At 72.0% G+C, this 21,120-nt stretch carries 21 protein-coding genes; 3 read left to right on the forward strand and 18 right to left on the reverse strand.

What is annotated here, in order from left to right:
* Positions 1-28 precede the first annotated feature (28 nt).
* Entirely contained in the window at positions 29-769 is a 741-nt protein-coding gene (locus tag FB157_RS18420; RefSeq protein WP_145881068.1) for a GntR family transcriptional regulator, read from the forward strand.
* Positions 770-904: 135 nt separating this feature from the next.
* On the opposite strand, the gene FB157_RS18425 is transcribed toward FB157_RS18420, so the two are convergent.
* The 10 genes from FB157_RS18425 to fmt all read right to left on the reverse strand — a co-directional run bounded on the left by FB157_RS18425 (position 905) and on the right by fmt (position 10,726).
* Positions 905-1,357 (reverse strand): Lrp/AsnC family transcriptional regulator, encoded by a 453-nt coding sequence (locus FB157_RS18425; RefSeq protein ID WP_030343799.1) that lies wholly within the window; start codon positions 1,355-1,357, stop codon positions 905-907.
* A 10-nt stretch (positions 1,358-1,367) separates the two neighbouring features.
* Positions 1,368-2,855, reverse strand: a complete 1,488-nt coding sequence (locus FB157_RS18430; protein WP_145881070.1) for an amino acid permease — start codon at positions 2,853-2,855, stop codon at positions 1,368-1,370.
* Between the two features lie 342 nt (positions 2,856-3,197).
* Positions 3,198-4,640, reverse strand: coding sequence for a GuaB1 family IMP dehydrogenase-related protein (locus FB157_RS18435; RefSeq protein WP_186581561.1), 1,443 nt, complete (start codon positions 4,638-4,640; stop codon positions 3,198-3,200).
* Between the two features lie 132 nt (positions 4,641-4,772).
* A complete protein-coding gene (locus FB157_RS18440) occupies positions 4,773-5,102 on the reverse strand; it encodes a barstar family protein (RefSeq protein ID WP_145881074.1) in 330 nt (109 codons plus the stop codon).
* Positions 5,099-5,542 carry a ribonuclease domain-containing protein gene (locus FB157_RS18445; RefSeq protein WP_145881076.1) on the reverse strand — a complete coding sequence of 148 codons (444 nt, stop codon included), beginning with the start codon at positions 5,540-5,542 and terminating at the stop codon, positions 5,099-5,101. Before FB157_RS18445 ends, FB157_RS18440 begins: the two co-directional genes overlap by 4 nt.
* A gap of 51 nt (positions 5,543-5,593) precedes the next feature.
* Positions 5,594-6,637, reverse strand: coding sequence for a sugar-binding transcriptional regulator (locus FB157_RS18450; RefSeq protein WP_145881078.1), 1,044 nt, complete (start codon positions 6,635-6,637; stop codon positions 5,594-5,596).
* Between the two features lie 90 nt (positions 6,638-6,727).
* On the reverse strand, positions 6,728-7,414 hold the full coding sequence (rpe, locus tag FB157_RS18455; protein WP_145881080.1) for a ribulose-phosphate 3-epimerase: 687 nt from the start codon (positions 7,412-7,414) through the stop codon (positions 6,728-6,730).
* Between the two features lie 117 nt (positions 7,415-7,531).
* The gene (locus FB157_RS18460; RefSeq protein ID WP_145881349.1) at positions 7,532-8,194 is read right to left on the reverse strand and encodes a GAP family protein; all 663 of its coding nucleotides are present in this window, start codon (positions 8,192-8,194) and stop codon (positions 7,532-7,534) included.
* 80 nt (positions 8,195-8,274) lie between these two features.
* Positions 8,275-9,693 carry an RsmB/NOP family class I SAM-dependent RNA methyltransferase gene (locus tag FB157_RS18465; RefSeq protein ID WP_145881082.1) on the reverse strand — a complete coding sequence of 473 codons (1,419 nt, stop codon included), beginning with the start codon at positions 9,691-9,693 and terminating at the stop codon, positions 8,275-8,277.
* A gap of 100 nt (positions 9,694-9,793) precedes the next feature.
* Positions 9,794-10,726, reverse strand: a complete 933-nt coding sequence (gene fmt / locus FB157_RS18470) for a methionyl-tRNA formyltransferase (protein WP_145881084.1) — start codon at positions 10,724-10,726, stop codon at positions 9,794-9,796.
* Between the two features lie 304 nt (positions 10,727-11,030).
* On the opposite strand from fmt, the gene FB157_RS18475 reads away from it, so the two are divergent.
* The gene (locus FB157_RS18475; RefSeq protein ID WP_145881086.1) at positions 11,031-11,582 is read left to right on the forward strand and encodes a hypothetical protein; all 552 of its coding nucleotides are present in this window, start codon (positions 11,031-11,033) and stop codon (positions 11,580-11,582) included.
* A gap of 91 nt (positions 11,583-11,673) precedes the next feature.
* On the opposite strand, the gene FB157_RS18480 is transcribed toward FB157_RS18475, so the two are convergent.
* On the reverse strand, positions 11,674-13,821 hold the full coding sequence (locus FB157_RS18480; protein WP_145881088.1) for a primosomal protein N': 2,148 nt from the start codon (positions 13,819-13,821) through the stop codon (positions 11,674-11,676).
* A 57-nt stretch (positions 13,822-13,878) separates the two neighbouring features.
* Between FB157_RS18480 and FB157_RS18485 the strand changes: the two genes are divergently transcribed.
* Complete coding sequence (locus FB157_RS18485) at positions 13,879-14,682, forward strand: S1 RNA-binding domain-containing protein (RefSeq protein ID WP_145881090.1); 804 nt, start codon at positions 13,879-13,881, stop codon at positions 14,680-14,682.
* A 66-nt stretch (positions 14,683-14,748) separates the two neighbouring features.
* On the opposite strand, the gene metK is transcribed toward FB157_RS18485, so the two are convergent.
* From metK to FB157_RS18520, 7 genes are all read right to left on the reverse strand, one after another.
* A complete protein-coding gene (gene metK, locus FB157_RS18490; protein ID WP_145881092.1) occupies positions 14,749-15,957 on the reverse strand; it encodes a methionine adenosyltransferase in 1,209 nt (402 codons plus the stop codon).
* A 273-nt stretch (positions 15,958-16,230) separates the two neighbouring features.
* Positions 16,231-17,433 carry a bifunctional phosphopantothenoylcysteine decarboxylase/phosphopantothenate--cysteine ligase CoaBC gene (gene coaBC / locus FB157_RS18495; RefSeq protein WP_145881094.1) on the reverse strand — a complete coding sequence of 401 codons (1,203 nt, stop codon included), beginning with the start codon at positions 17,431-17,433 and terminating at the stop codon, positions 16,231-16,233.
* Positions 17,434-17,573: 140 nt separating this feature from the next.
* A complete protein-coding gene (rpoZ, locus tag FB157_RS18500; protein ID WP_005319902.1) occupies positions 17,574-17,846 on the reverse strand; it encodes a DNA-directed RNA polymerase subunit omega in 273 nt (90 codons plus the stop codon).
* 75 nt (positions 17,847-17,921) lie between these two features.
* Entirely contained in the window at positions 17,922-18,479 is a 558-nt protein-coding gene (gene gmk / locus FB157_RS18505; protein ID WP_145881096.1) for a guanylate kinase, read from the reverse strand.
* A 60-nt stretch (positions 18,480-18,539) separates the two neighbouring features.
* Positions 18,540-18,863 carry an integration host factor gene (locus tag FB157_RS18510; protein ID WP_003977346.1) on the reverse strand — a complete coding sequence of 108 codons (324 nt, stop codon included), beginning with the start codon at positions 18,861-18,863 and terminating at the stop codon, positions 18,540-18,542.
* 300 nt (positions 18,864-19,163) lie between these two features.
* The gene (pyrF, locus tag FB157_RS18515) at positions 19,164-20,009 is read right to left on the reverse strand and encodes an orotidine-5'-phosphate decarboxylase (protein WP_145881098.1); all 846 of its coding nucleotides are present in this window, start codon (positions 20,007-20,009) and stop codon (positions 19,164-19,166) included.
* On the reverse strand, positions 20,006-21,112 hold the full coding sequence (locus FB157_RS18520) for a quinone-dependent dihydroorotate dehydrogenase (RefSeq protein ID WP_145881100.1): 1,107 nt from the start codon (positions 21,110-21,112) through the stop codon (positions 20,006-20,008). Before FB157_RS18520 ends, pyrF begins: the two co-directional genes overlap by 4 nt.
* Positions 21,113-21,120: the final 8 nt, after the last annotated feature.

Consider the following 21,120-nt stretch of genomic DNA (forward strand, 5'->3'; position numbering starts at 1 on the left):
TGCACAGCGACCTGAGCAGAGGGGAAGCATGACGGCGCGACACGAGGAGATCGCCGACGAGCTGCGGCGCGCGATCGACCGCGAGGAGTACACGGTCGGCAGCCGGCTGCCCTCGGAGGCGGAACTCGCGACGCACTACGGCGTCTCGCGCGGCACGGTCCGGCAGGCCGTCGCCGCCCTCACCGCCGAGGGCCTGATCGGCTCCCGCCAGGGCGCCCGGCGCGTGGTCCTCGCCAGCCGCAGCAGCCAGAGCTTCGAGGAACTGCGCAGCTTCGCCCAGTGGGCGCGGGCGATGGGCCGCGAGGCCACCGGACACGTGGTGGCGCAGGAGTACCGCCCGGCCACGCAGGAGGACGCGGTACGGCTCCAACTGTCCGCCGGGACGCAGGTGTTGCACGTACTGCGCGTCCGCGGCCTGGACGGCGAGCCGGTGTTGCTGGAGCGGACGGTGTACGCCGACTGGATCGCACCGGCGGTCGAGCCGATCGAGCCCGAGTGCCCCTCCGTCACCCAGCGGCTCTACGACGACACGGGCCTGGTCTTCGCCTACGGCGAGCACGTCATCGACGCGGTCGCCGCCGGCGCGCAGGACTCCGAGTTGCTGGGGGTTCGCCGCACGAGTCCGCTGCTGCGGGTGCGGCGGGTCACCACGACCCGCGAAGGGCGGCCGGTGGAGTGGTCGGACGACCGGTATCGGCCGGACGCGGTGAGCTTCAGCGTGCGCAACTCGATAGGCAACAACGCGCTGGCGCGGAAGACCCCGGAATAGAGCTCGGGGCGCTTCGCCGGATGCCGAGTACAGGCCGTACGGGGTTGCTCGCGCAGTTCCGCGGGGAACTGCGCGACCAGCCACAACCGACCCGCACCCGGCGCACGGCAAAGCGCCCCGAGCCGGAACCCGCCCTTACCCCGGCGCCCCCGACGAGAACCTGCGCAGCAAAGGCGACAGCACCAGTACCGACTTGGTCCGCTCGACGAACGGCTCGCCGGCGATCCGCTCCAGCACCCGCTCGAAGTGACGCATGTCGGACGCGAAGACCTGCGCGATCGCGTCCGCGTCGCCGGTGACGGTCGACGCGGCCACGACCTCCTGGTACCGCTCAAGGCCCCGCTGGATGGTCTCCGGCGAGGTGTTGCGCCGGCAGTAGATCTCGATGTAGCCCTCGGTCTCCCAGCCGAGCGCCGCCGGATCCACCCGGACGGTGAATCCGGTGATGGCTCCGGTGGCCCGCAGCCGGTCCACGCGCCGCTTCACGGCGGGTGCGGACAGGCCGACCATCTGCCCGATGTCCGCGTAGGAACGGCGGGCGTCCTCGGCGAGGGCGTGCACGATGCGTTCGTCGAGATCGTTCAGCACAGGGGGTGGTTCACTTCACTTCTTGTGTCGCAGGAGCTTCCTGCGTCGCGAGCCGGGAACGGCGGTAGCCGTACAGGAAGTAGAACACGAGCCCGGCGGCCATCCAGCACCCGAAGACGACCCAGGTCACGGTGTCGAGGCTGAACATGTTGTACGCACAGAACAGGAAGCCCAGCACCGGCAGGACCGGGCCGAACGGCACCCTGAACGTGCGCTCGAGCTCCGGCCGCTTGTAGCGCAGGACGACGACCGCGATGTTGACCAGGGCGAAGGCGAACAGCGTGCCGATGCTGGTGGCGTCGACGAGCTTGCCCAGCGGGATGAGCGCGGCCAGCACACCGCAGAAGAGGGACACGAGCACCGTGTTGAGGCGGGGAGCACCGGTCTTCGGGTGGACCTTGCCGAGCGCCTTCGGCACCAGGCCGTCCCGGGACATCGCGAAGAGGATGCGGGTCTGGCCGTAGAGCACGGTGAGCACCACGCTCGCGATGGAGATGACCGCACCCAGCGCCAGCATGGTGCCCCAGAAGGTCTGGCCGGTGACATCGTTCATGATCGCGGCGAGGGTGGCCTCCGAGCCGTCGAACTTCTTCCAGTTCCAGGCACCCACGGCGACGCCCGCGACGAGCACGTACAGCGCGGTCACGATGATCAGCGACAGCATGATCGCCCGCGGCAGGTCCCGCTTGGGGTTCTTCGCCTCCTCACCGGCGGTGGAGGCGGCGTCGAAGCCGATGTAGGAGAAGAACAGCGTGGCTCCGGCGGCGCTGACGCCGGACATGCCGAGCGGCATGAAGTCGCGGTAGTTGCCGGACTTGAAGCCCATGAAACCGACCGCGCAGAACAGCACCAGGGCGGCGATCTTCACACAGACCATGATCGTGTTGGCGCGGGCGGACTCACGCGCGCCACCGAGCAGGAACACCATCGCCAGGAGGACGACGATCAGGGCCGGCAGGTTGATGATGCCGCCCTCGCCCGGGGCCGAGGACAGGGCGTCCGGGATGGTGACACCGATGGTGCCGTCGAGCAGCTCGTTGAGGTACTCGCCCCAGCCGACGGCGACGGCGGCCACCGACACGCCGTACTCCAGCACCAGGCACCAGCCGCAGACCCAGGCGACCAGCTCGCCCAGCGTTGCGTACGCATACGAGTAGGAGGAGCCGGCGACCGGGATGCTGCCCGCCAGTTCGGCGTACGACAGGGCCGAGAAGAGAGCCGTGAGACCGGCGATCACGAAGGCCAGGGTGACCGCGGGACCGGCCTCCGGGACGGCGTCGCCGAGGACGACGAAGATGCCGGTGCCGAGGGTGGCGCCGATGCTGATCATGGTCAGCTGCCACAGTCCGAGAGAGCGCCTCAGCTGCCCTCCCTCGCCCTGACCGCCTTCCGCGACCAGGTTTTCCACCGGCTTGCGACGCATGAGGCGCGAGGCGACGCCCAGGGACGCGGGGGCGGCCGTTGTGTGGTTCTGCGGGGGTGCGCCTTGGTCGAGCACGCGCTGGCTCCCTTGTTCGATGCCGGTCAGGACGGGCGGGGACCGGCAGGGGCCTGCAGGGCAGGAACCCACCGAGCGGGGTCCCCGCCGCACCACGTACAGCGCAGCACCCTATGAGGCGGGCCTTAACGGGCGTAATGCAGCAACCTTGCGCATCCCCGCATGATCATTGCGTTCATCGGGCCGGTATGACAAATCGTTGCGCGTGGGCTGCGGACCGTTGCACAGGCACCTCACCGGCCCCACGGCGCACCCTCTTCCGGCCCCCTGACCGCGGGCACGCAGACGGCCCCCGCCGTTCCCTGGAGGGGAACGACGGGGGCCGCGGGGAAGGGATCGGGGTCAGCTCCAGCTGGCGTGCAGCGGCTTGCCCTCGGCGTAGCCGGCGGCGCTCTGAATGCCGACGATGGCCTTCTCGGCGAACTCCTCCAGGGAGCCGGCACCCGCGTAGGTGCAGGAGGAGCGGACGCCCGCGATGATCGAGTCGATCAGGTCCTCGACGCCCGGGCGTCCCGGGTCGAGGAACATCCGGGAGGTGGAGATGCCCTCCTCGAACAGCGCCTTGCGGGCACGGTCGTAGGACGACTCCTCGGACGTACGGTTGCTCACCGCACGCGCGGAGGCCATGCCGAACGACTCCTTGTACAGGCGGCCGCCCGCGTCCTGCTGGAGGTCGCCCGGGGACTCGTAGGTGCCCGCGAACCAGGAACCGACCATCACGTTGGACGCGCCGGCCGCGAGGGCCATGGCCACGTCGCGCGGGTGCCGGACACCGCCGTCCGCCCACACGTGCTTGCCGTACTTCTTCGCCTCGGCGGCACACTCCAGGACGGCCGAGAACTGCGGGCGGCCCACGCCGGTCATCATGCGGGTGGTGCACATGGCGCCCGGGCCGACACCGACCTTGATGATGTCCGCGCCCGCGTCGATCAGGTCCCTGACGCCCTCGGCGGAGACGATGTTGCCCGCGACGATCGGCACCTGCGGGTCGAGGGCGCGCACCTGCTTGATCGCGCTGATCATCGACTCCTGGTGGCCGTGCGCGGTGTCGATGACGAGCGTGTCCACGCCCGCGTCGAGCAGCTGCTTGGCCTTGGCCGCGAAGTCGCCGTTGATGCCGACGGCGGCGGCGATGCGCAGCTTGCCCGCGGCGTCGGTGGCCGGCGAGTACAGCGTGGCGCGCAGGGCGCCCTTGCGGGTCAGGATGCCGGCGAGCTTGCCGTCCTTGTCGACGGCCGGGGCGTAGCGGCGGTTGTGCGCGTCCAGGGTGCTGAAGGCCTCGTGCGGGTCGATGTCCGCGTCGAGGAGCAGCAGGTCCTTGGACATGACCACTTCGAGCTGGGTGAAGCGGTCCACGCCGCTCAGGTCCGCGTCGGTGACGACACCGACGGGCCGGTGGTTCTCGTCGACGACCACACCGGCGTTGTGCGCCCGCTTGGGCAGCAGGGCCAGGGCGTCGGCGACGGTCTGGTGCGGGGCCAGCACGATCGGGGTGTCCAGCACCAGGTGGCGGCTCTTCACCCAGGTGATGACGTCGGTGACCACGTCGATCGGGATGTCCTGCGGGATGACCACGAGGCCGCCGCGCCGGGCGACCGTCTCGGCCATGCGGCGGCCGGCGATCGCGGTCATGTTGGCGACGACGAGCGGGATGGTGGTGCCGGTGCCGTCGGGCGAGGCGAGGTCCACGCCCTGACGCGAGCCCACCGCGGAGCGGCTGGGCACCATGAACACGTCGTCGTACGTCAGGTCGTACGCGGGCTTGAGGTCATTGAGGAAACGCACGTGCCGCACATCCCAGTCGATCAGAGGTGACCCCCCGACGGGTGCGCCAGGGGGAAAAGAGCACGTACTTCATTGTCCCATGACGGGGGCCCGTCACGCCCCCACAGAACATCCAGGCTGGTCGGGAGGGGGCTAGGAGGATCCTCCAAGAGCCAGGACGACGGCGAGCGCGGGGGTGCGGTCCACCGCCTCGGCGAACACGTCCTGCGCCGTCCGCCACTCGACAGGGTTCGCCTCGGCATAGGGCCGCCACTCCCGTACGACGACCAGGAGTCCCTGCTCGACGGCGCCCTCGGGCCAGACGGTGTGGTCGGAGAGGGAGTCCACCAGGGCGTCCCAGTTGCGGCCGAACCAGTCGGGCAGGGCCAGGGCCCGGGCCGTGCGGTCCATCAGGCCAGCCTTGTCCGTGACACCCCCGAGGTCGAGGGTGACCGTGAGCCGGCCCGCCAGGTCTTCGCTCATCTCAGCACCGCCCGGAACGAGTTGTAGTGATCATCGGTGTAGTAGATCTCCCCGCCCTGCCCGGTGACGATGCGCCGCGCCCCGCGGTCGTGCGAGCCGGGCGTGCGCACCGTGTACTCGTGGTAGTAGCCGCGCTGGTGCCGGGGCAGCAGCCCCTCGAGGTTCCCGAAGACGACACCGTCCCTGGCGTACGGGAAGGGTCCGCCCTTGTCGATGAGGGCGAGGGTCTGCCGGGCCTCGGCCGGCAGCCGGGACTCCTGGACGGTGCCCATGCCCCGGGCCCACGCGGGAGCCGAGGCGCCCGAGGCCGTCGTGCTGCGCGTGCCCGGCGAGCAGCCCGTCAGCAGGACGGGCAGCAGCACGGAGAGACAGACCAGCAGCCCGGCGAGCGCGCGGGGAGCGCGCCGGGAGTACGGCGAGGGGACGAACCGCAGCAGCATGCCGAGGATGCTGCCACGGCCGTCCCGTAACGGCGTCGCCACGACCCGCCGTCAGACCCCGTCCGGGTCCGCGCGGCTGAGCGCGGGCTTCGGCGTCGGTCCCGCCGTCATCAGGTAGTCGGCGGCCGAGGTGTCCGTCACCAGGCTGGTGACCAGCCCGGAGCGCAGCACCGCGTCGATCGCGGAGGCCTTGCGCTGCCCGCCGGCGATCGCCACGACCTCGGGGATACGGCGGAGCTGGTCGGCCTTGACCGTGATGCACCGCTCCCCCAGGTCCCGTCCGACCCGGCGGCCCTCGGCGTCGAAGAGGTGCGCGGCCATCTCGGCGGCGACACCGAGCGAGGCGTAGTGCGCGCGCTCCTCGTCGCTGAGCATGTCGTGCACCGTCGAGATGCCCGGCTCCCAGGAGCCGATGGAGACGCAGGCGACCGTGACCTTGTCGAAGTACTCGTAGGCCCGGGCGATCCCGGTCTGGTTGCGCAGCGCGGCCGCGGTCGCCGCGTCCGGCAGCAGCATCGGCGCGTAGATGGGGTGCGCGTCACCGCCCGAGACCTGCGCCGCACGCCGCACCGCCTCGACCGAGCCGCGCTCGGACGTCCCGGCGTCGTACACGCCCGTCAGCTGCACCACCGTGCACGGTGGCAGCCGGTCGAGCGCCGCCGCCATGTGGATGGTGGACCGGCCCCAGGCCAGCCCCAGCACGTCCCCTTCGTTGACGAGCTCGCCGAGCAGGTCGGCAGCCACCTCGCCGAGGTTCTCGGGGTCGGGGGTCTCCTCGGCCTCGGCCGGGGACTCGACCACGACGGCGTGCCTCAGGCCGTACCGGGCACGGAGCGCGTCGGAGCGCTCGGCGTCCAGTTCGGCCGGCACGCGGATCTCGATGCGTACGAGATCCCGTTCGAGGGCGGTCTCCAGGACCCGGGCCACTTTGAAGCGGCTGACGCCGAACTCCTCCGCGATCTGGATCTTGGACTTGCCCTCGAGGTAGAAGCGGCGGGCCATGGCCGCCGCCTGCACCAGCTCAGCGGGTCCCATCCGCATGGCTGACCGGCCCGCCGACATACCCGACACGGCGATCTCCTCACTGCTGTTCACACTCTGGATTCGCCGTTCATCCTTGCAGATTCGGCGGAACTGATATGCCCCGAAGGGCGCCGAGCACTTAACCGTTCACGTAGCCGTGGCTCAGTGGTCGCATGCCCAGGAGGCCTTGGCGGTCGCGGAATCCGCCTGGGCGCGCAGCGCCCGCACCGCCTCTGCCGGGTCGGCGGCCCCGTAGACCGCCGACCCGGCGACGAAGACGTCGGCCCCCGCGTCCGCGCACCGCTCGATCGTGGAGGCCGACACACCGCCGTCGACCTGCAGCCACAGCTGGAGGCCGTGCTTGCCGATCAGCTCACGGGTGCGGCGGATCTTGGGCAGCATGATGTCGAGGAAGGCCTGACCGCCGAAGCCCGGCTCGACCGTCATGATCAGCAGCATGTCGAGCTCCGGGAGGAGGTCCTCGTACGGCTCGATCGGCGTGGCGGGCTTCAGCGCCATGGAGGCGCGGGCACCCTTGGCGCGGATCTCCCGGGCGAGCCGCACGGGGGCGGCCGCCGCCTCCACGTGGAAGGTCACGGACGAGGCACCCGCCTCGACGTACTGGGGCGCCCAGCGGTCGGGGTTCTCGATCATCAGGTGGCAGTCCAGCGGGGTGTCCGTCGCACGGGCCAGGGACTCCACGACCGGCACGCCGAGCGTGAGGTTGGGGACGAAATGGTTGTCCATCACGTCGACGTGGAGCCAGTCGGCTCCCTCGACCGCCTTCGCCTCGTCCGCGAGGCGGGCGAAGTCGGCGGACAGGATGCTGGGGTTGATCTGCGCGGCCATGACCCAAGCCTGCCATGTCCGGGGCACTGATGTTCGCGCCGGTCCACAGGCGAGACCGTTCATCACACTTACAGGACCGTGTGCCGGTGCCTGTGGACAACCGGCGGCGAGCGTGTTTCACGCGGTGAGCTGGTAGATGCTCTTCCCGGTGAGCCAGAGCCCGAGGCCCAGACAGAGGACGACGATCGCCTGCTGCTGGTGTCCCTTCATCCAGGCACGCAGCCGGAGCAGCCGGGGCTTGGCCTTCTCCGGCACGAACACCACGTACAGCTCGATGGCCAGCAGACTCGCCGTGGCGAGCAGACAGAAGCCGAACAGGACGAGCCAGGTGACCGAGTGGGACAGGTCCGCGGAGACGACCGTCGTCGCTCCCGCGGCGACCATTCCCCACGGTTGCAGCAGCACGGCCAGGACCGCCGAGGTCCACACCGTGGTGCGGTCGATCTCGGACGTCAGACTCGGCGGTTCCGGGGGATGCCGGTGGCCGCGTTCGGCGACCATCCGACGGCGTCGGTGTTCGCCGTAGACGACGAGCCCCACCCCGATCGCCAGCTTCGCCGCGAGCGCGGCGGTCGACGGCGCCGATCTCGGTGCCGGAGGGTGTCCACCGGTCAGGGCCAGGACGAGGGCGAGCACCGCGACCAGGCACGCCAGCCAGCTCAGGATGAAGACGAGTCCCTTCCACACGCCCTTCGCCGAAGCCACCACCAGGACGAACGCGGTGAGCGGCAGCGGGTCGAGCGTGATGGCAAGGGCGATCAGCAGCAGATCGAGGACCATGGCGACCCCACCGTGTCGGGACATCCCGAGCGTAGGCGGGGGCGGGCGACCGCACCTCCCGGCGGCGGCCGCCGGAGCCGTCAGCCGGTGCGCCGGATGAGCGCCAGGTACATCGCGTCGGTGCCGTGCATGTGCGGCCACAGCTGCACGTCCGGCCCCTCGCCGAGCGCGGGAACGCCGGGCAGCAGCGGCCGGGCGTCGATCAGCTCGGCCTCCGGGTACTGCTTGAGCACGTCGGAGACGACCACCCGGGTCTCGGCGAGGTGCGGCGAGCAGGTGGCGTAGCCGACGACCCCGCCGACGCGCACCGAGTCCAGCGCGGTGCGCAGCAGGGCGCGCTGGAGGGGCGCGAAGTTGTCCAGGTCCTCGGGGCGGCGCCGCCACCGGGCCTCGGGGCGCCGCCGCAGGGCGCCCAGCCCGGTGCACGGCACGTCCATCAGGACACGGTCGAAGGTGCCGGGCCGCCACGGCGGCCGGGTCCCGTCGGCGGCGATGACCTGGTACGGCCCCGGGTTGCCGTGCAGGGCCTTCGCCACCAGACCCGCCCGGTGCGGCTGCTTCTCGGAGGCGAGCAGCGTGGCCCCGCGTTCGGCCGCGAGGGCGGCCAGCAGCGCGGCCTTGCCACCGGGACCGGCGCAGCCGTCGAGCCACTTCTCGTCGGGACCGTCGACGGGGGCGTTGGCCAGCGCGAGGGCGACCAGCTGGCTGCCCTCGTCCTGCACACCGGCGCGTCCGTCGCGCACGGCCCCGACGGCACCCGGCTCACCGCCCTCGGCGAGCCGCACGGCGTACGGCGACCAGCGCCCCGGCACGGCGGCGTCCTCGCGCAGCAGCTCCTCGGTGGTGGCCCGGCCGGGCCGCGCCACCAGGGTCACCTCGGGCCGCTCGTTGTCGGCCTCCAGCAGGTCCTCGATCCCGGCCCGCCCGCCGCCGAGGGAGTCCCACAGCGCGGAGACGACCCAGCGGGGGTGCGAGTGCACCACGGCGAGGTGGTCCTCGGGATCCTTGTCGTAGGGCGGCGCGACCTTCTCCAGCCACCCGTCGAGGTCGTGCTGCGCGACCTTGCGCAGCACGGCGTTGACGAACTTGGCCCGCCCGTCCCCGAGCACCACACGCGCCAGCTCCACGGAGGCGGACACGGCCGCGTGCGTGGGGATCCGCGTACCGAGCAGCTGGTGGACACCGAGGCTCAGCACGTCGAGCACCGGCGGGTCGACCTCCCTGAGCGGCCGGTCCACACACGCGGAGATGACGGCGTCGTACGTCCCCTGCCGGCGCAGTGTCCCGTACACCAGCTCGGTGGCGAGGGCGGCGTCCCGTGCGTCGAAGTCGCCCTTGTCCCGTGCCTTGCGCAGCAGCGGCGGCAGCACGAGGTTGGCATAGGCGTCCCGCTCGTCCACCGCGCGCAGCGCCTCGAAGGCGAGGATGCGGACGGGGTCCTTCTGGGGGCGACGGTAGGGCTTTGCGGGCCGGTGCGGCCGCCGGGACTGCTCGCTCACGAAAAAGGTGCTCCGGATGTGAAGAAGGGGGTGCGGTTCCAGCGTACGTCGGGACACCGCCACCCCCGCCTTCCGGGGCCCCGGCTCAGGTGCGCGGGCCTCAGCTCCCGAGCCGCTCGCCCTCGGCGATGCGCACCCCGCGCGCCCAGTCGGCGGCCCGCATCGGCTTCTTGCCCTGCGGCTGCACCCACAGCAGCTCGACGGCGTACGACCCGGTGCCCACGTGCACACTGTTCTTGCCGACCGCGAGCTGCCCCGGGGCGAGGTCGGTGCGCTCGGGCACCGGCGTCACCTGGATGAGCTTGAGCCGCTCGGCGCGGAAGGTGCTCCAGGCGCCGGGCGCCGGCGTGCAGCCGCGCACCACCCGGTCGACCCGCAGCGCGGGCGTGGCCCAGTCCACGTGCGCGTCCTCGACGGTGATCTTCGGCGCGAGGGTGATGCCCTCCCCCGGCTGCGGCACGGCCTTCAGCGTGCCGTCCTCGATGCCGTCCATGGTCGCGGCGAGCAGCCCGGCGCCCGCGAACGCGAGCCGGGTGAGCAGGTCCCCGCTGGTGTCGGTGGCCCGGATCTCCTCGGTGACGGTGCCGTACACCGGACCCGAGTCGAGCCCCTCCTCGATGAGGAAGGTGGAGGCGCCCGTGATCTCGTCGCCCGCCATGATGGAGTGCTGCACCGGGGCCGCCCCGCGCCAGGCGGGCAGCAGCGAGAAGTGCAGGTTGACCCAGCCCTGTGCCGGGACGTCCAGCGCCACCTTGGGCAGCAGGGCGCCGTAGGCGACGACGGGGCAGCAGTCCGGGCCGATCGCCTTCAGGCGCTCCAGGAACTCCGGGTCCCTGGGCCTGACCGGCTTCAGCACCTCGATGCCGGCCTCTTCCGCCCGTTCGGCCACGGGCGACGCGACCAGCCTGCGCCCCCGCCCGGCCGGCGCGTCGGGCCGCGTGACGACGGCGGCCACCTCGTGCCGCCCGGAGGCGATGAGAGCGTCCAGAGCGGGAACTGCGACCTCGGGGGTACCGGCGAAGACGAGCTTCATGGGTGGGTTGGGGCCTCTCGGGCGGGGTCGGACGGGCAACGCACAAGTCTATGACGTCGTCCACGACCAGGAGCTGCCGGCCGCGGGACAGGGAACCCGCCGCCGCCCGGCGCCCCACAGGTGCCCGGCCACTCCGCCCACCGGACACAGGGGGTGCGTGAGTGGGAGACCGGCGTACGCATATGCCCGTACGCCCCCACCCCGTGACCAGCGGAGCGCAAACGCGTTGGTCAAGGAAGAGTTGACCACATCGGGCCACTTTGGCGGCCCAATTCCTTTCAACGCCGGTTCGAGAGGCTTGTTCATGGCCGACCATGCAACCCACGACGCCCAGGCCCGGGCCAGCCTGCACTTGCTGGTGCGGGACATCGAGCGGGTCCGCCGGCAGGTGGACGCACTGCGCACGCTGACCGCCCAGTTGGGCAACGTCTACCGCCCGCGCCGCTCCGGCCCCTCCACGGGCTTCGTCGTCTACGGACGTGCCCCCGCCCCGACGGTCCGACTCGCCCAGGAACTTCGGGACAGCGTCGAAACCCTGGTCACGGCCGCCGTGGACTTCGACCGCTCACTCGGCTTCTCCTGGGACGCGGTGGGCTCCGCGCTCGGAGTCACCAAGCAGGCGGTGCACCGCCGTTACGGCGCCCGCCGCGCCGCGACCCAGGCGGCGGCCGAGACCGAGCGGTCGACAGAGCCGTCCGGCACCCGCACGCTCAACGTGAGCGCCGGCCTGCCCGGCCTGCCCACGGTGCCGACGGTGCCCGCGGCCCGCTCCATGCCGACCCAGCCGACCGCGGGCAGCCCGACGCTGCGCGACGACGCCAGGCCGACGGCCTTCCCCGGCCCGCGCAACGGCTGACCCGACGGCGAACGCCGCCACTCTGCCCTCCCGGGCGACGACCTCCGGGAGGGCAGCCGCATGCCGGGCCGCAGCGCCCCCGTCGGCACGGTCACCCGATGTCCGGCGGATCGATCCGCACCCGCACCGCTTCCCCGCCGCCCCGCGCCATCCGCGCGGCCTGAGCCGTCTTCAGGGCGGCGGCCAGCGCGGCCCCGCTCCCCGGCGGCACCCGCACCAGCGCCCGCTCCCAGTGCTCACCGGGCGGCGGCGCCCCCGGCCTGCGCTGGCGCCCGGGGAGCGTGGGCGGTACCGGAACCGGTCCCAACACCTCGGCGTCCGAAGGCAGTTCGACCGCACGCAGGAACTCGGCGACAGCCTCGGCCGGGCCCGACACGGCCGCCATCCGGGACACCGGCGGGAAGCCCAGTTCGGCCCGCTCCGCGAGCTCCCGCACCGCATGCCCCACGGGATCCCACCGCACCAGCGCCTGCACGGGCCGCAGGGTCGGCTCGGCCACGACGACGACGGTCCCCCGCTCCCCCTGCGGCCGTACGAGCGCCCCGGCGGCGATCCACCGGCGCAGCGCGTCCTCGCCGGCCCGCAGGTCGGGCCGCCCGAGCATGGCCCAGCCGTCCAGCAGCAGGGCGGCCGCGTAACCGCCCTCGGCGACCGGCTCGGCTCCCGGCGTGCTCACGACCAGCGCGGGGGTGCCCGGCACGGTGTCCAGCACATGCTCACGCCCCGACGTACGCACCGGTACGGCGGGAAAGGCCCGCCCCAGTTCCTCGGCGGTCCGCCGTGCCCCGACCACCTGGGCGCGCAGCCGGAAGCCGCCGCACTCGGGGCAGTGCCAGGCCGCCTCCTCGCGCCCGCACCAGCCGCATCGCAGCGCCCCCGCGTCCTGCGCCTCCAGCGGCCCGGAACAGTGCCGGCAACGGGCGGGCGCCCGGCACCGGGCACACGCCATGCGCGGCACGTACCCCCGCCGGGGCACCTGGACCAGCACCGGTCCGTGCCGCAGCCCCTCCCGGACCGCCTGCCAGGCCAGGGTGGGCAGCCGGGCTGCGCGGGCGGCCTCGTCGCGCGCGAGGTCGTCGTCCCCGACGGTCCGCACCAGGGGCGCGGCCCGCCGTACCTGCTCCCGCCCGGCGACCAGCGGCCGCGCCCAGCCGCTCTCCACCAGCTGCGCGGCTTCGACGGTGCAGCTCCAACCGCCGAGCAGGAAGGCGCACTTGTCCAGCGCCGCCCGCAGCAGCAGTACGTCCCTCGCGTGCGGCTGGGGAGCGTGCGGCTCGCTGTGGCTGTCGTCCCCGTCGTCCCAGATGGCGACGAGCCCCAGATCCCGCACGGGCGCGAACATGGCCGCCCGTGTCCCGACCACGGCCCGCACGCTCCCGCGCCGCACCGCGAGCCACTGCGCGTACCGCTTCTCGGGCCCGGCGTCGGCGGTGAGCAGCGCGTGCCGGCCCTCGCCGAGCAGCGCCGTCAGCGCGGCGTCGACCCGCGCGGCGGCCCGGCCGTCCGGTACGACGACCAGCGCACCGCGTCCCGAGGCGAGCGTCGCGGCGACGGCCCGGGCCAGCTCCTCGCTCCACAGCGGACCCGGCAGCGCGTTCCACACCGCCCTCGGTGCTCCCCCGGCGGCCAGTGACTCCAGAAGGGCAGCCCCGTGCTCGTACCGCGCCCACGTCCCGGCGTCGGGCGCGGCAGGCGGGGCCAGCGGCGCGGGTGACGGCCGCTGCTCGGCCCGCGCACTGCGCGGCGGCACGGCCAGCTGGAGGACGTCGGCGAGACTCCCCGCATACCGGTCGGCGACGGCCCGCGCGAGTCCCAGCAGCTCTTCGCCCAGCACGGGCTCGGGCGACACGACCTGGGCGAGGGCGGCCAGCGGCCCGGAGTACTCGGACTCGGCCAGCCTCTCGATGAGAAACCCGTCGATGAGCCCGCCGCCCTCGCGACGCCCCTCGCGCACCCGGTGCCGCCCGGCCCCGAACCGCACCCGCACCCGCACCCCGGGCTGTGCCTCGGCGTCCAGCTCCTCCGGCACGGCGTAGTCGAAGTACCGGTCGAGATGCAGCACGCCCTTGTCCACGAGCACCCGCGCGACGGGCAGCTCCTTGGCCAGCGCCGCCCCCCGCCACGTCCGCGGCTTGGCACGGGGCACCTGGGCCCCCCGCACACTCTCCCGAATGAACGCGAGCTGCTCCGGCGGCGCCCCTGCGCCTGTGCCGTCCCCCGACCCGTTCTCGCTGCTCACCCTTGCATTCTTACCAAACGGCACCGACAACGGACGCCCGCGCCTAGGCTCGCGGCCATGACCGGACCCGCTCCCGACCCGCTCGAACAGCTCCGTGAACGCCTGGCGGCCCTGCCCGACGGGGAGGTCAGGACCGGCACGGTGGCCGGCTTCGGCGAGCGGGGTGACGTGCTCGTGCGGCTCGACGGGGACGATCCGCGGGCGCCGACCGGAAGCATCCCTCGGCATCTCCTCTCGCGGACCGCGTTCGAGGACCCCGGGGAGCTGGTGTCGGTCGGGCAGCGGATCACCGCCGAAGTGTTCGGCGTCGACGAGCGGAGCGGCCTGGTCACGCTCTCCGCCAAGGCGTGCGAGGACGAGGCCCTGTACCGGTATCTGCGCGGTAGGCAGCGCGGGGACATCGTCACGGGCACGGTGGCCGCCGTGCACGACTTCGGGGTCTTCGTCCGGCTGGACGGGGAGCCCGGGCACCCCGCCTACCCGGGGACGGGCTTCATCCGCGTCCCCGACCTGAGCTGGTCGCGCATCGATCACCCGGAGGAGGTGGTCCGGCCCGGACAGCGGGTCACCGGCGCGGTGGTCGTCATCGACACGGACCAGGGTGAAGTGGTCGTCTCGCTGAAGGCCCTCCAGGAAGACCCCTGGGACGGACTCGCCGCGAGCACGGGGGACGTGGTGACAGGTCCGGTCACCGAGGTGACCCCCTTCGGCGTCCTCGTCCGGGTCGGCGAGGCCGCGCAGGGTCTGGTCCACGAGTCGGACCTGGACGGACAGGCCGTGCGCGAGGGGCAGGAGCTGGCGGTCAGGATCGTGGAGATCGACCGGGTGCTGCGCCGGATCCGGCTGGCCCCCGCCGGCTGACGGCGCACACGCCGAGGCCCGGCTCCCCGAAGGGAGACCGGGCCTCGGCGAGAGAGCTGTGCGGGCTTACAGCCCGACGGCCTTGCGCAGGGCCTCCACGCGGTCGGTGCGCTCCCAGGTGAAGTCGGGCAGCTCGCGGCCGAAGTGGCCGTACGCCGCGGTCTGGGAGTAGATCGGACGCAGCAGGTCGAGGTCGCGGATGATGGCGGCCGGGCGGAGGTCGAAGACCTCGTCGATCGCCTTCTCGATCTTCTCGGCCTCGATCTTGGCGGTGCCGAAGGTCTCCACGAACAGACCGACCGGCTCGGCCTTGCCGATCGCGTAGGCGACCTGGACCTCGCAGCGGGAGGCCAGGCCCGCCGCCACCACGTTCTTCGCCACCCAGCGCATCGCGTACGCGGCCGAACGGTCCACCTTGGACGGGTCCTTGCCCGAGAAGGCGCCGCCGCCGTGACGGGCCATGCCGCCGTACGTGTCGATGATGATCTTGCGGCCGGTCAGACCCGCGTCGCCCATCGGGCCGCCGATCTCGAAGCGTCCGGTCGGGTTGACCAGCAGGCGGTAGCCCTCGGTGTCCAGCTTGATGCCGTCGTCCAGCAGCGCCTTCAGCTCCGGCTCCACGACGAACTCACGGATGTCCGGGGCCAGCAGCGACTCCAGGTCGATGTCCGACGCGTGCTGCGAGGAGACGACCACCGTGTCCAGACGCACCGCCTTGTCACCGTCGTACTCGATGGTGACCTGCGTCTTGCCGTCCGGGCGCAGGTAGGGGATGGTGCCGTTCTTGCGGACCTCCGACAGACGCTTGGACAGACGGTGCGCCAGGAAGATCGGCAGCGGCATGAGCGTCGGCGTCTCGTCCGAGGCGTAACCGAACATCAGGCCCTGGTCGCCCGCGCCCTGCCGGTCCAGCTCGTCCTCGTCGCCCTCGACCCGGGACTCGTAGGCGGTGTCCACGCCCTGCGCGATGTCCGGGGACTGCGCACCGATCGACACCGACACACCGCAGGAAGCGCCGTCGAAGCCCTTCTTCGAGGAGTCGTAGCCGATCTCGAGGATCTTGTTGCGGACCAGGGTCGCGATGTCCGCGTAGGCCTTGGTCGTGACCTCTCCGGCCACGTGCACGAGGCCGGTGGTGATCAGGGTCTCGACCGCGACCCGGGAAGTCGGGTCCTCGCGCAGAAGCGCGTCGAGAATGGTGTCGCTGATCTGGTCAGCGATCTTGTCGGGGTGACCCTCGGTCACGGACTCCGAGGTGAACAGGCGACGGGACACAACGCTCCCTGGGGTTGCAGCGGCTGCTGGCTGATCATTGTCGGACCACGCGGGAGCTGCGCCCGGCGTCGTCCGACAACAGTTTATCGGTCGCACTCGGCCACCGGCCCACCTGTCTCGCCTCTCGGGAGCGCTGTGACCTGCGGCACGGGCATTCTGCACAATGCCGAGCGGGCTTGGCCAGGGCCGCCACGCGACATTGTCGTGGGGAATGTCATGTGGCGGGAAGACACCGATCGGCTGAATCAGGCGGCTCCGAACGGCGGAACGCGGTCATCCGAGGCGGGCGGCGACCAGGTCCCAGACGATGTCCGCGAGCGCTTCCTTCGGACCGTGCGGCACGGGGGTCTCGCTGCCGTCGGCGCCCAGCACAAGGGCCTCGTTCTCCTCCGAACCGAAGGTCTTGCGCTCCCCCACCTCGTTGACGACGAGGAGGTCGCACCCCTTGCGGGCGAGCTTGGTGCGGCCGTTCTCGAGGACGTCGTCCGTCTCCGCGGCGAAGCCGACGACGACCTGTCCGGGGCGGGCCCGGCCGGCCGAGATCTCGGCGAGAATGTCCGGATTTCGCACCAGGACGATCGGGGCGGGGTCCTGGCCGTCCTTCTTCTTGATCTTTCCGGCGGCGTAGGTGGCGGGACGGAAGTCGGCGACGGCCGCGGCCATCACCACGGCGTCGGCGTCCGCGGCGGCCTTGAGGACCGCTTCCCGCATCTGCAAGGCGGTGCCCACCGGGACGACGTCGACGCCGGCCGGGTCGGGCAGGGCGGTGTCGGCCGCGATCAGGGTCACCCGGGCGCCGCGCGCCGCGGCCGTGCGGGCGAGGGCGTAGCCCTGCTTGCCGGAGGAGCGGTTGCCGAGGAAGCGAACCGGGTCGAGCGGCTCGCGGGTGCCGCCGGCCGAGACGACGACGTGGCGGCCCGCGAGGTCGGGCTCGACGGCGCCGCGGGCCAGCACCCGGCGGCAGACCTCGAAGATCTCCGCCGGGTCGGGCAGCCGCCCCTTGCCGGTGTCGACACCGGTGAGGCGGCCGACCGCGGGCTCGATCACCACGGCGCCGCGGCGGCGCAGCGTGGCCACGTTCTCCTGGGTCGCGGGGTGCTCCCACATCTCGGTGTGCATCGCGGGCGCGAAGACGACCGGACAGCGGGCGGTGAGGAGCGTGTTGGTCAGCAGGTCGTCGGCGAGGCCGTGGGCGGCCTTGGCGAGCATGTCGGCGGTCGCCGGGGCCACCACCACCAGGTCGGCGTGCTGGCCGATACGGACGTGCGGGACCTCGTCGACGTCGTCCCAGACCTCGGTGGAGACCGGGTTGCCGGACAGCGCGGACCAGGTGGCGGCCCCGACGAAGTGCAGTGCGGAGGCGGTGGGCACCACGCGCACGTCGTGACCCGATTCCGTGAACCTTCTCAGCAGCTCACAGGCCTTGTACGCGGCGATGCCGCCGCTGACCCCCAGTACGACCTTCGGCTTGTCCACCGTCGTCTCTCCCCGGCTCGGAACCCTACGAGACCATGCTGCATCACTGCGGGGGACGACCCCCTCGCACCCCCGGCAGACCACAGGCCCGGCAGGAGCTCTGCCGGGCCTGTGGACAAGTCAACTGCGATCTGAAATTCCTACTGAGCCGGGCCCTCGATGGCCTCGGAGGTCAGCAGACCCGCGTTGATCTCGCGCAGTGCGATCGAGAGCGGCTTCTCGTGGACGTGGGTGTCGACGAGCGGACCGACGTACTCGAGGAGACCCTCACCGAGCTGCGAGTAGTACGCGTTGATCTGGCGGGCACGCTTGGCCGCGTAGATCACGAGGCTGTACTTCGAGTCGGTGGCCTCGAGGAGCTCGTCGATCGGCGGGTTGATGATGCCCTCGGGCGCGGTGATGGAAGAGGACACGCTCTACCTTCCGATGGATGGGAAAGATTCAGTCGGTGCGACCGGCCGGCACCTGCTGGTGGACGGCAGTCACGATCACACAACGTCCATCAAGGCTAGCAGCTCGCTCGCCACGTCCTCGACGGAGGTGTTGACCAAGGTCACGTCGAACTCCGGCTCGGCCGCCAGCTCGGTCCTGGCCGCCGCCAGGCGGCGCTCGATGACCTCGGGCGACTCGGTCCCCCGGCCGGTGAGCCTGCGCACCAGCTCCTCCCAGGAGGGCGGAGCCAGGAACACCAGCTGGGCGTCGGCCATCGAGTCACGGACCTGCCGGGCGCCCTGGAGGTCGATCTCCAGCAGCACGGGCTCGCCGTTCTCCAGCCGCTCCAGCACGGCCGCACGGGGCGTGCCGTAGCGGTTGCCGGCGAATTCGGCCCACTCCAGCAGCTCGCCGTTGGCGATCAGCTTGTCCATCTCATCGTCGGTGACGAAGAAGTAGTGGACTCCGTGCCGCTCGCCGGGGCGCGGCTTGCGGGTGGTGGCCGACACCGAGAGCCAGACTTCCGGGTGTTCCTTGCGCATATGGGCGACGACCGTGCTCTTGCCGACCCCCGAAGGGCCGGAGAGCACGGTCAGCCGCGGACGTTCACTCATGCAGCGATTATTCCAGCAATCCCGGGGTGCCCGGGACGCCCGGTCCGGCAGAAGCCGGACTCAGGAACCGGTGCTGCCGAACTCACGCTCCAGGGAAGCGATCTGGTTCGAACCGAGACCGCGCACACGGCGGCTCTCGGAGATGCCCAGACGCTCCATGATCTGCTTGGCGCGGACCTTGCCCACGCCCGGCAGGGACTCGAGCAGGGCGGAGACCTTCATCTTGCCGATGACGTCGTTCTCCTGGCCCTGCTTGATGACCTCGTGAAGGGAGGCGCCGGAGTGCTTGAGTCGATTCTTGACCTCGGCCCGCTCCCGGCGAGCCGCGGCGGCCTTTTCGAGCGCGGCTGCGCGCTGTTCAGGGGTAAGGGGCGGAAGAGCCACGCCTACGTCACCTCGGATGTCGAACTGTCGGATACGGACCGGTGAGGAACCTAGTCGCCCCACACCTGGGGAGCCACGAGCAACACGCTGCCCGTTCTCCCCCCACTGCCTTGAGGGCGTGGGAGGTGTCCCCACTGCTCGGAGACTAGCGGGCAAGTCCGCCAGAGTCAGCGAGAACAGCGGAAAAGTACTGGTCAGCCGCCGCCAGGCCGGACATTTCGGACATATTGCCCACGATTTGAGGATGTATTCACACTCAAGTCGCCCTGGTGCCGTCCATGGGAACGCCCGGCGGAGATCTCAGCCGGCGCCGACAGCGGCCCGGATCTCCTCCGCGAAGCGCTCCGTGGCCGAGCGCAGCGCCCCGACGTCGGGACCGTGCCGCAGCACACCCCGGCTGACGTTCGGGACGACGTTGCGCACCGCCGGCCCGAAGACCTCGGGAAGGTCGGCCGCCGTCGCCCCCTGAGCGCCGACACCGGGCGCGAGGAGCGGGCCGTTGATGTCGAGGTCGTAGGAGGACAGGTCGCCCACCGTGGCGCCGACGACCGCGCCGAAGGAGCCCAGCGGCTCCTCGCCCGCGTTCTCGGCGGCGAGGTGGGCCAGCATGGTCGCGCCCACGGTGCGCCCGTCGGCGCGGACCGCGTGCTGGACCTCCGGCCCCTCCGGGTTCGAGGTGAGGGCCAGGACGAAGAGTCCGGCACCGCTCTCCCGGGCCAGCGCGACGGCCGGGCTGAGGGAGCCGTAGCCGAGGTAGGGCGAGACCGTCAGGGCGTCGGAGAACAGCGGGGCGTCCTTGTGCAGGAAGGCCTCGGCGTACCCGGCCATGGTGGAGCCGATGTCGCCGCGCTTGGCGTCCATCACGACCAGGGTGCCGGCCGCACGGGCCTCCTGGACCACCGTCTCCAGGACGGCGACGCCGCGCGAGCCGAAGCGCTCGAAGAAGGCGCTCTGCGGCTTCATGACGGCGACCCGGTCGGCCACCGCCTCGACGACCGTGCGGCTGAACCGCTCCAGACCGGCCACGTCGTCGTTCAGGCCCCACTCGGCGAGCAGGGAGGCGTGCGGGTCGATGCCGACGCAGAGCGGGCCGCGCTCGTCCATCGCGCGGCGCAGACGGGCACCGAAGGGCTCGAACGAGGTCATGCGGGCTTCCTCACGTCGGCGCCGACCGCGTCGGCGAGGGTGGCGTACGGGCTGGTGCGCAGGCGGGCGGCGAGGCCCTTGTGGACGGCACGGCACCAGAAGGGGCCCTCGTAGATGAAGGCGCTGTACCCCTGGACCAGCGTGGCACCGGCCAGGATGCGCTGCCAGGCGTCCTCGGCGGTCTCGATGCCGCCGACGCCCACCAGGGTGATCCGGTCGCCCACGCGGGCGTACAGGCGCCGCAGGACCTCCAGGGAGCGTGCCTTCAGCGGCGCGCCGGAGAGTCCGCCCGTCTCCTTCACCAGCGAGGGTGCGGAATTCAGGCCGAGGCCCTCGCGCGCGATGGTGGTGTTGGTGGCGATGATGCCGTCCAGACCCAGCTCCACGGCGAGGTCGGCGACCGCGTCGATGTCCTCGTCGGCGAGGTCGGGGGCGATCTTCACCAGGAGCGGAACACGCCGGTTGGCCACCGTACGGTCCGCGGCCTCACGGACCGCGGTGAGCAGCGGGCGCAGCGCCTCGGTGGCCTGCAGGTTGCGCAGGCCCGGCGTGTTCGGCGAGGAGACGTTCACGACCAGGTAGTCGGCGTACGGCGCGAGGCGCTCGGCCGACTTCACGTAGTCGCCGACGGCCTCCGCCTCCGGGACGACCTTGGTCTTGCCGATGTTGACGCCGACGACGGTCCTGAAGACGGGCTCGCGTGTGGCCAGACGGGCCGCGACGGTGAGCGAACCGTCGTTGTTGAAGCCCATCCGGTTGATCAGCGCACGGTCCGCGACGAGCCGGAACAGCCGCTTCCTGGGGTTGCCGGGCTGCGCCTCACCGGTGACCGTGCCGATCTCGACGTGGTCGAAGCCCAGCATCGACATGCCGTCGATGGCCACGGCGTTCTTGTCGAAGCCGGCGGCGAGCCCGAAGGGGCCGTGCATGCGCAGCCCGAAGGCCTCGGTGCGCAGCTCCTTGTGGCGGGGCGCGAGGGCGGCCGCGACGAAGGTGCGCAGCACGGGGATGCGGGCCGCGAGCCGGATCCAGCGGAAGGCCAGGTAGTGGGCCTTCTCGGGGTCCATGCGCTTGAAGACGAGACTGAAAAAGATCTTGTACATGGTGTCCT

The sequence above is a fragment of the Streptomyces sp. BK340 genome (genome assembly GCF_007827595.1).
Taxonomy (GTDB): Bacteria; Actinomycetota; Actinomycetes; order Streptomycetales; family Streptomycetaceae; genus Streptomyces.

Bases quoted from the DNA above. Each gene is read 5' to 3' on its own strand.
- FB157_RS18520 (WP_145881100.1), bottom strand. From the start codon at position 21,112: ATGTACAAGATCTTTTTCAGTCTCGTCTTCAAGCGCATGGACCCCGAG.
- FB157_RS18485 (WP_145881090.1), top strand. From the start codon at position 13,879: ATGACCGGACCCGCTCCCGACCCGCTCGAACAGCTCCGTGAACGCCTG.
- FB157_RS18420 (WP_145881068.1), top strand. From the start codon at position 29: ATGACGGCGCGACACGAGGAGATCGCCGACGAGCTGCGGCGCGCGATC.
- pyrF (WP_145881098.1), bottom strand. From the start codon at position 20,009: ATGACCTCGTTCGAGCCCTTCGGTGCCCGTCTGCGCCGCGCGATGGAC.
- rpe (WP_145881080.1), bottom strand. From the start codon at position 7,414: ATGGCCGCGCAGATCAACCCCAGCATCCTGTCCGCCGACTTCGCCCGC.
- gmk (WP_145881096.1), bottom strand. From the start codon at position 18,479: ATGAGTGAACGTCCGCGGCTGACCGTGCTCTCCGGCCCTTCGGGGGTC.
- FB157_RS18440 (WP_145881074.1), bottom strand. From the start codon at position 5,102: ATGAGCGAAGACCTGGCGGGCCGGCTCACGGTCACCCTCGACCTCGGG.
- FB157_RS18475 (WP_145881086.1), top strand. From the start codon at position 11,031: ATGGCCGACCATGCAACCCACGACGCCCAGGCCCGGGCCAGCCTGCAC.
- FB157_RS18460 (WP_145881349.1), bottom strand. From the start codon at position 8,194: ATGGTCCTCGATCTGCTGCTGATCGCCCTTGCCATCACGCTCGACCCG.
- fmt (WP_145881084.1), bottom strand. From the start codon at position 10,726: ATGAAGCTCGTCTTCGCCGGTACCCCCGAGGTCGCAGTTCCCGCTCTG.
- FB157_RS18445 (WP_145881076.1), bottom strand. From the start codon at position 5,542: ATGCTGCTGCGGTTCGTCCCCTCGCCGTACTCCCGGCGCGCTCCCCGC.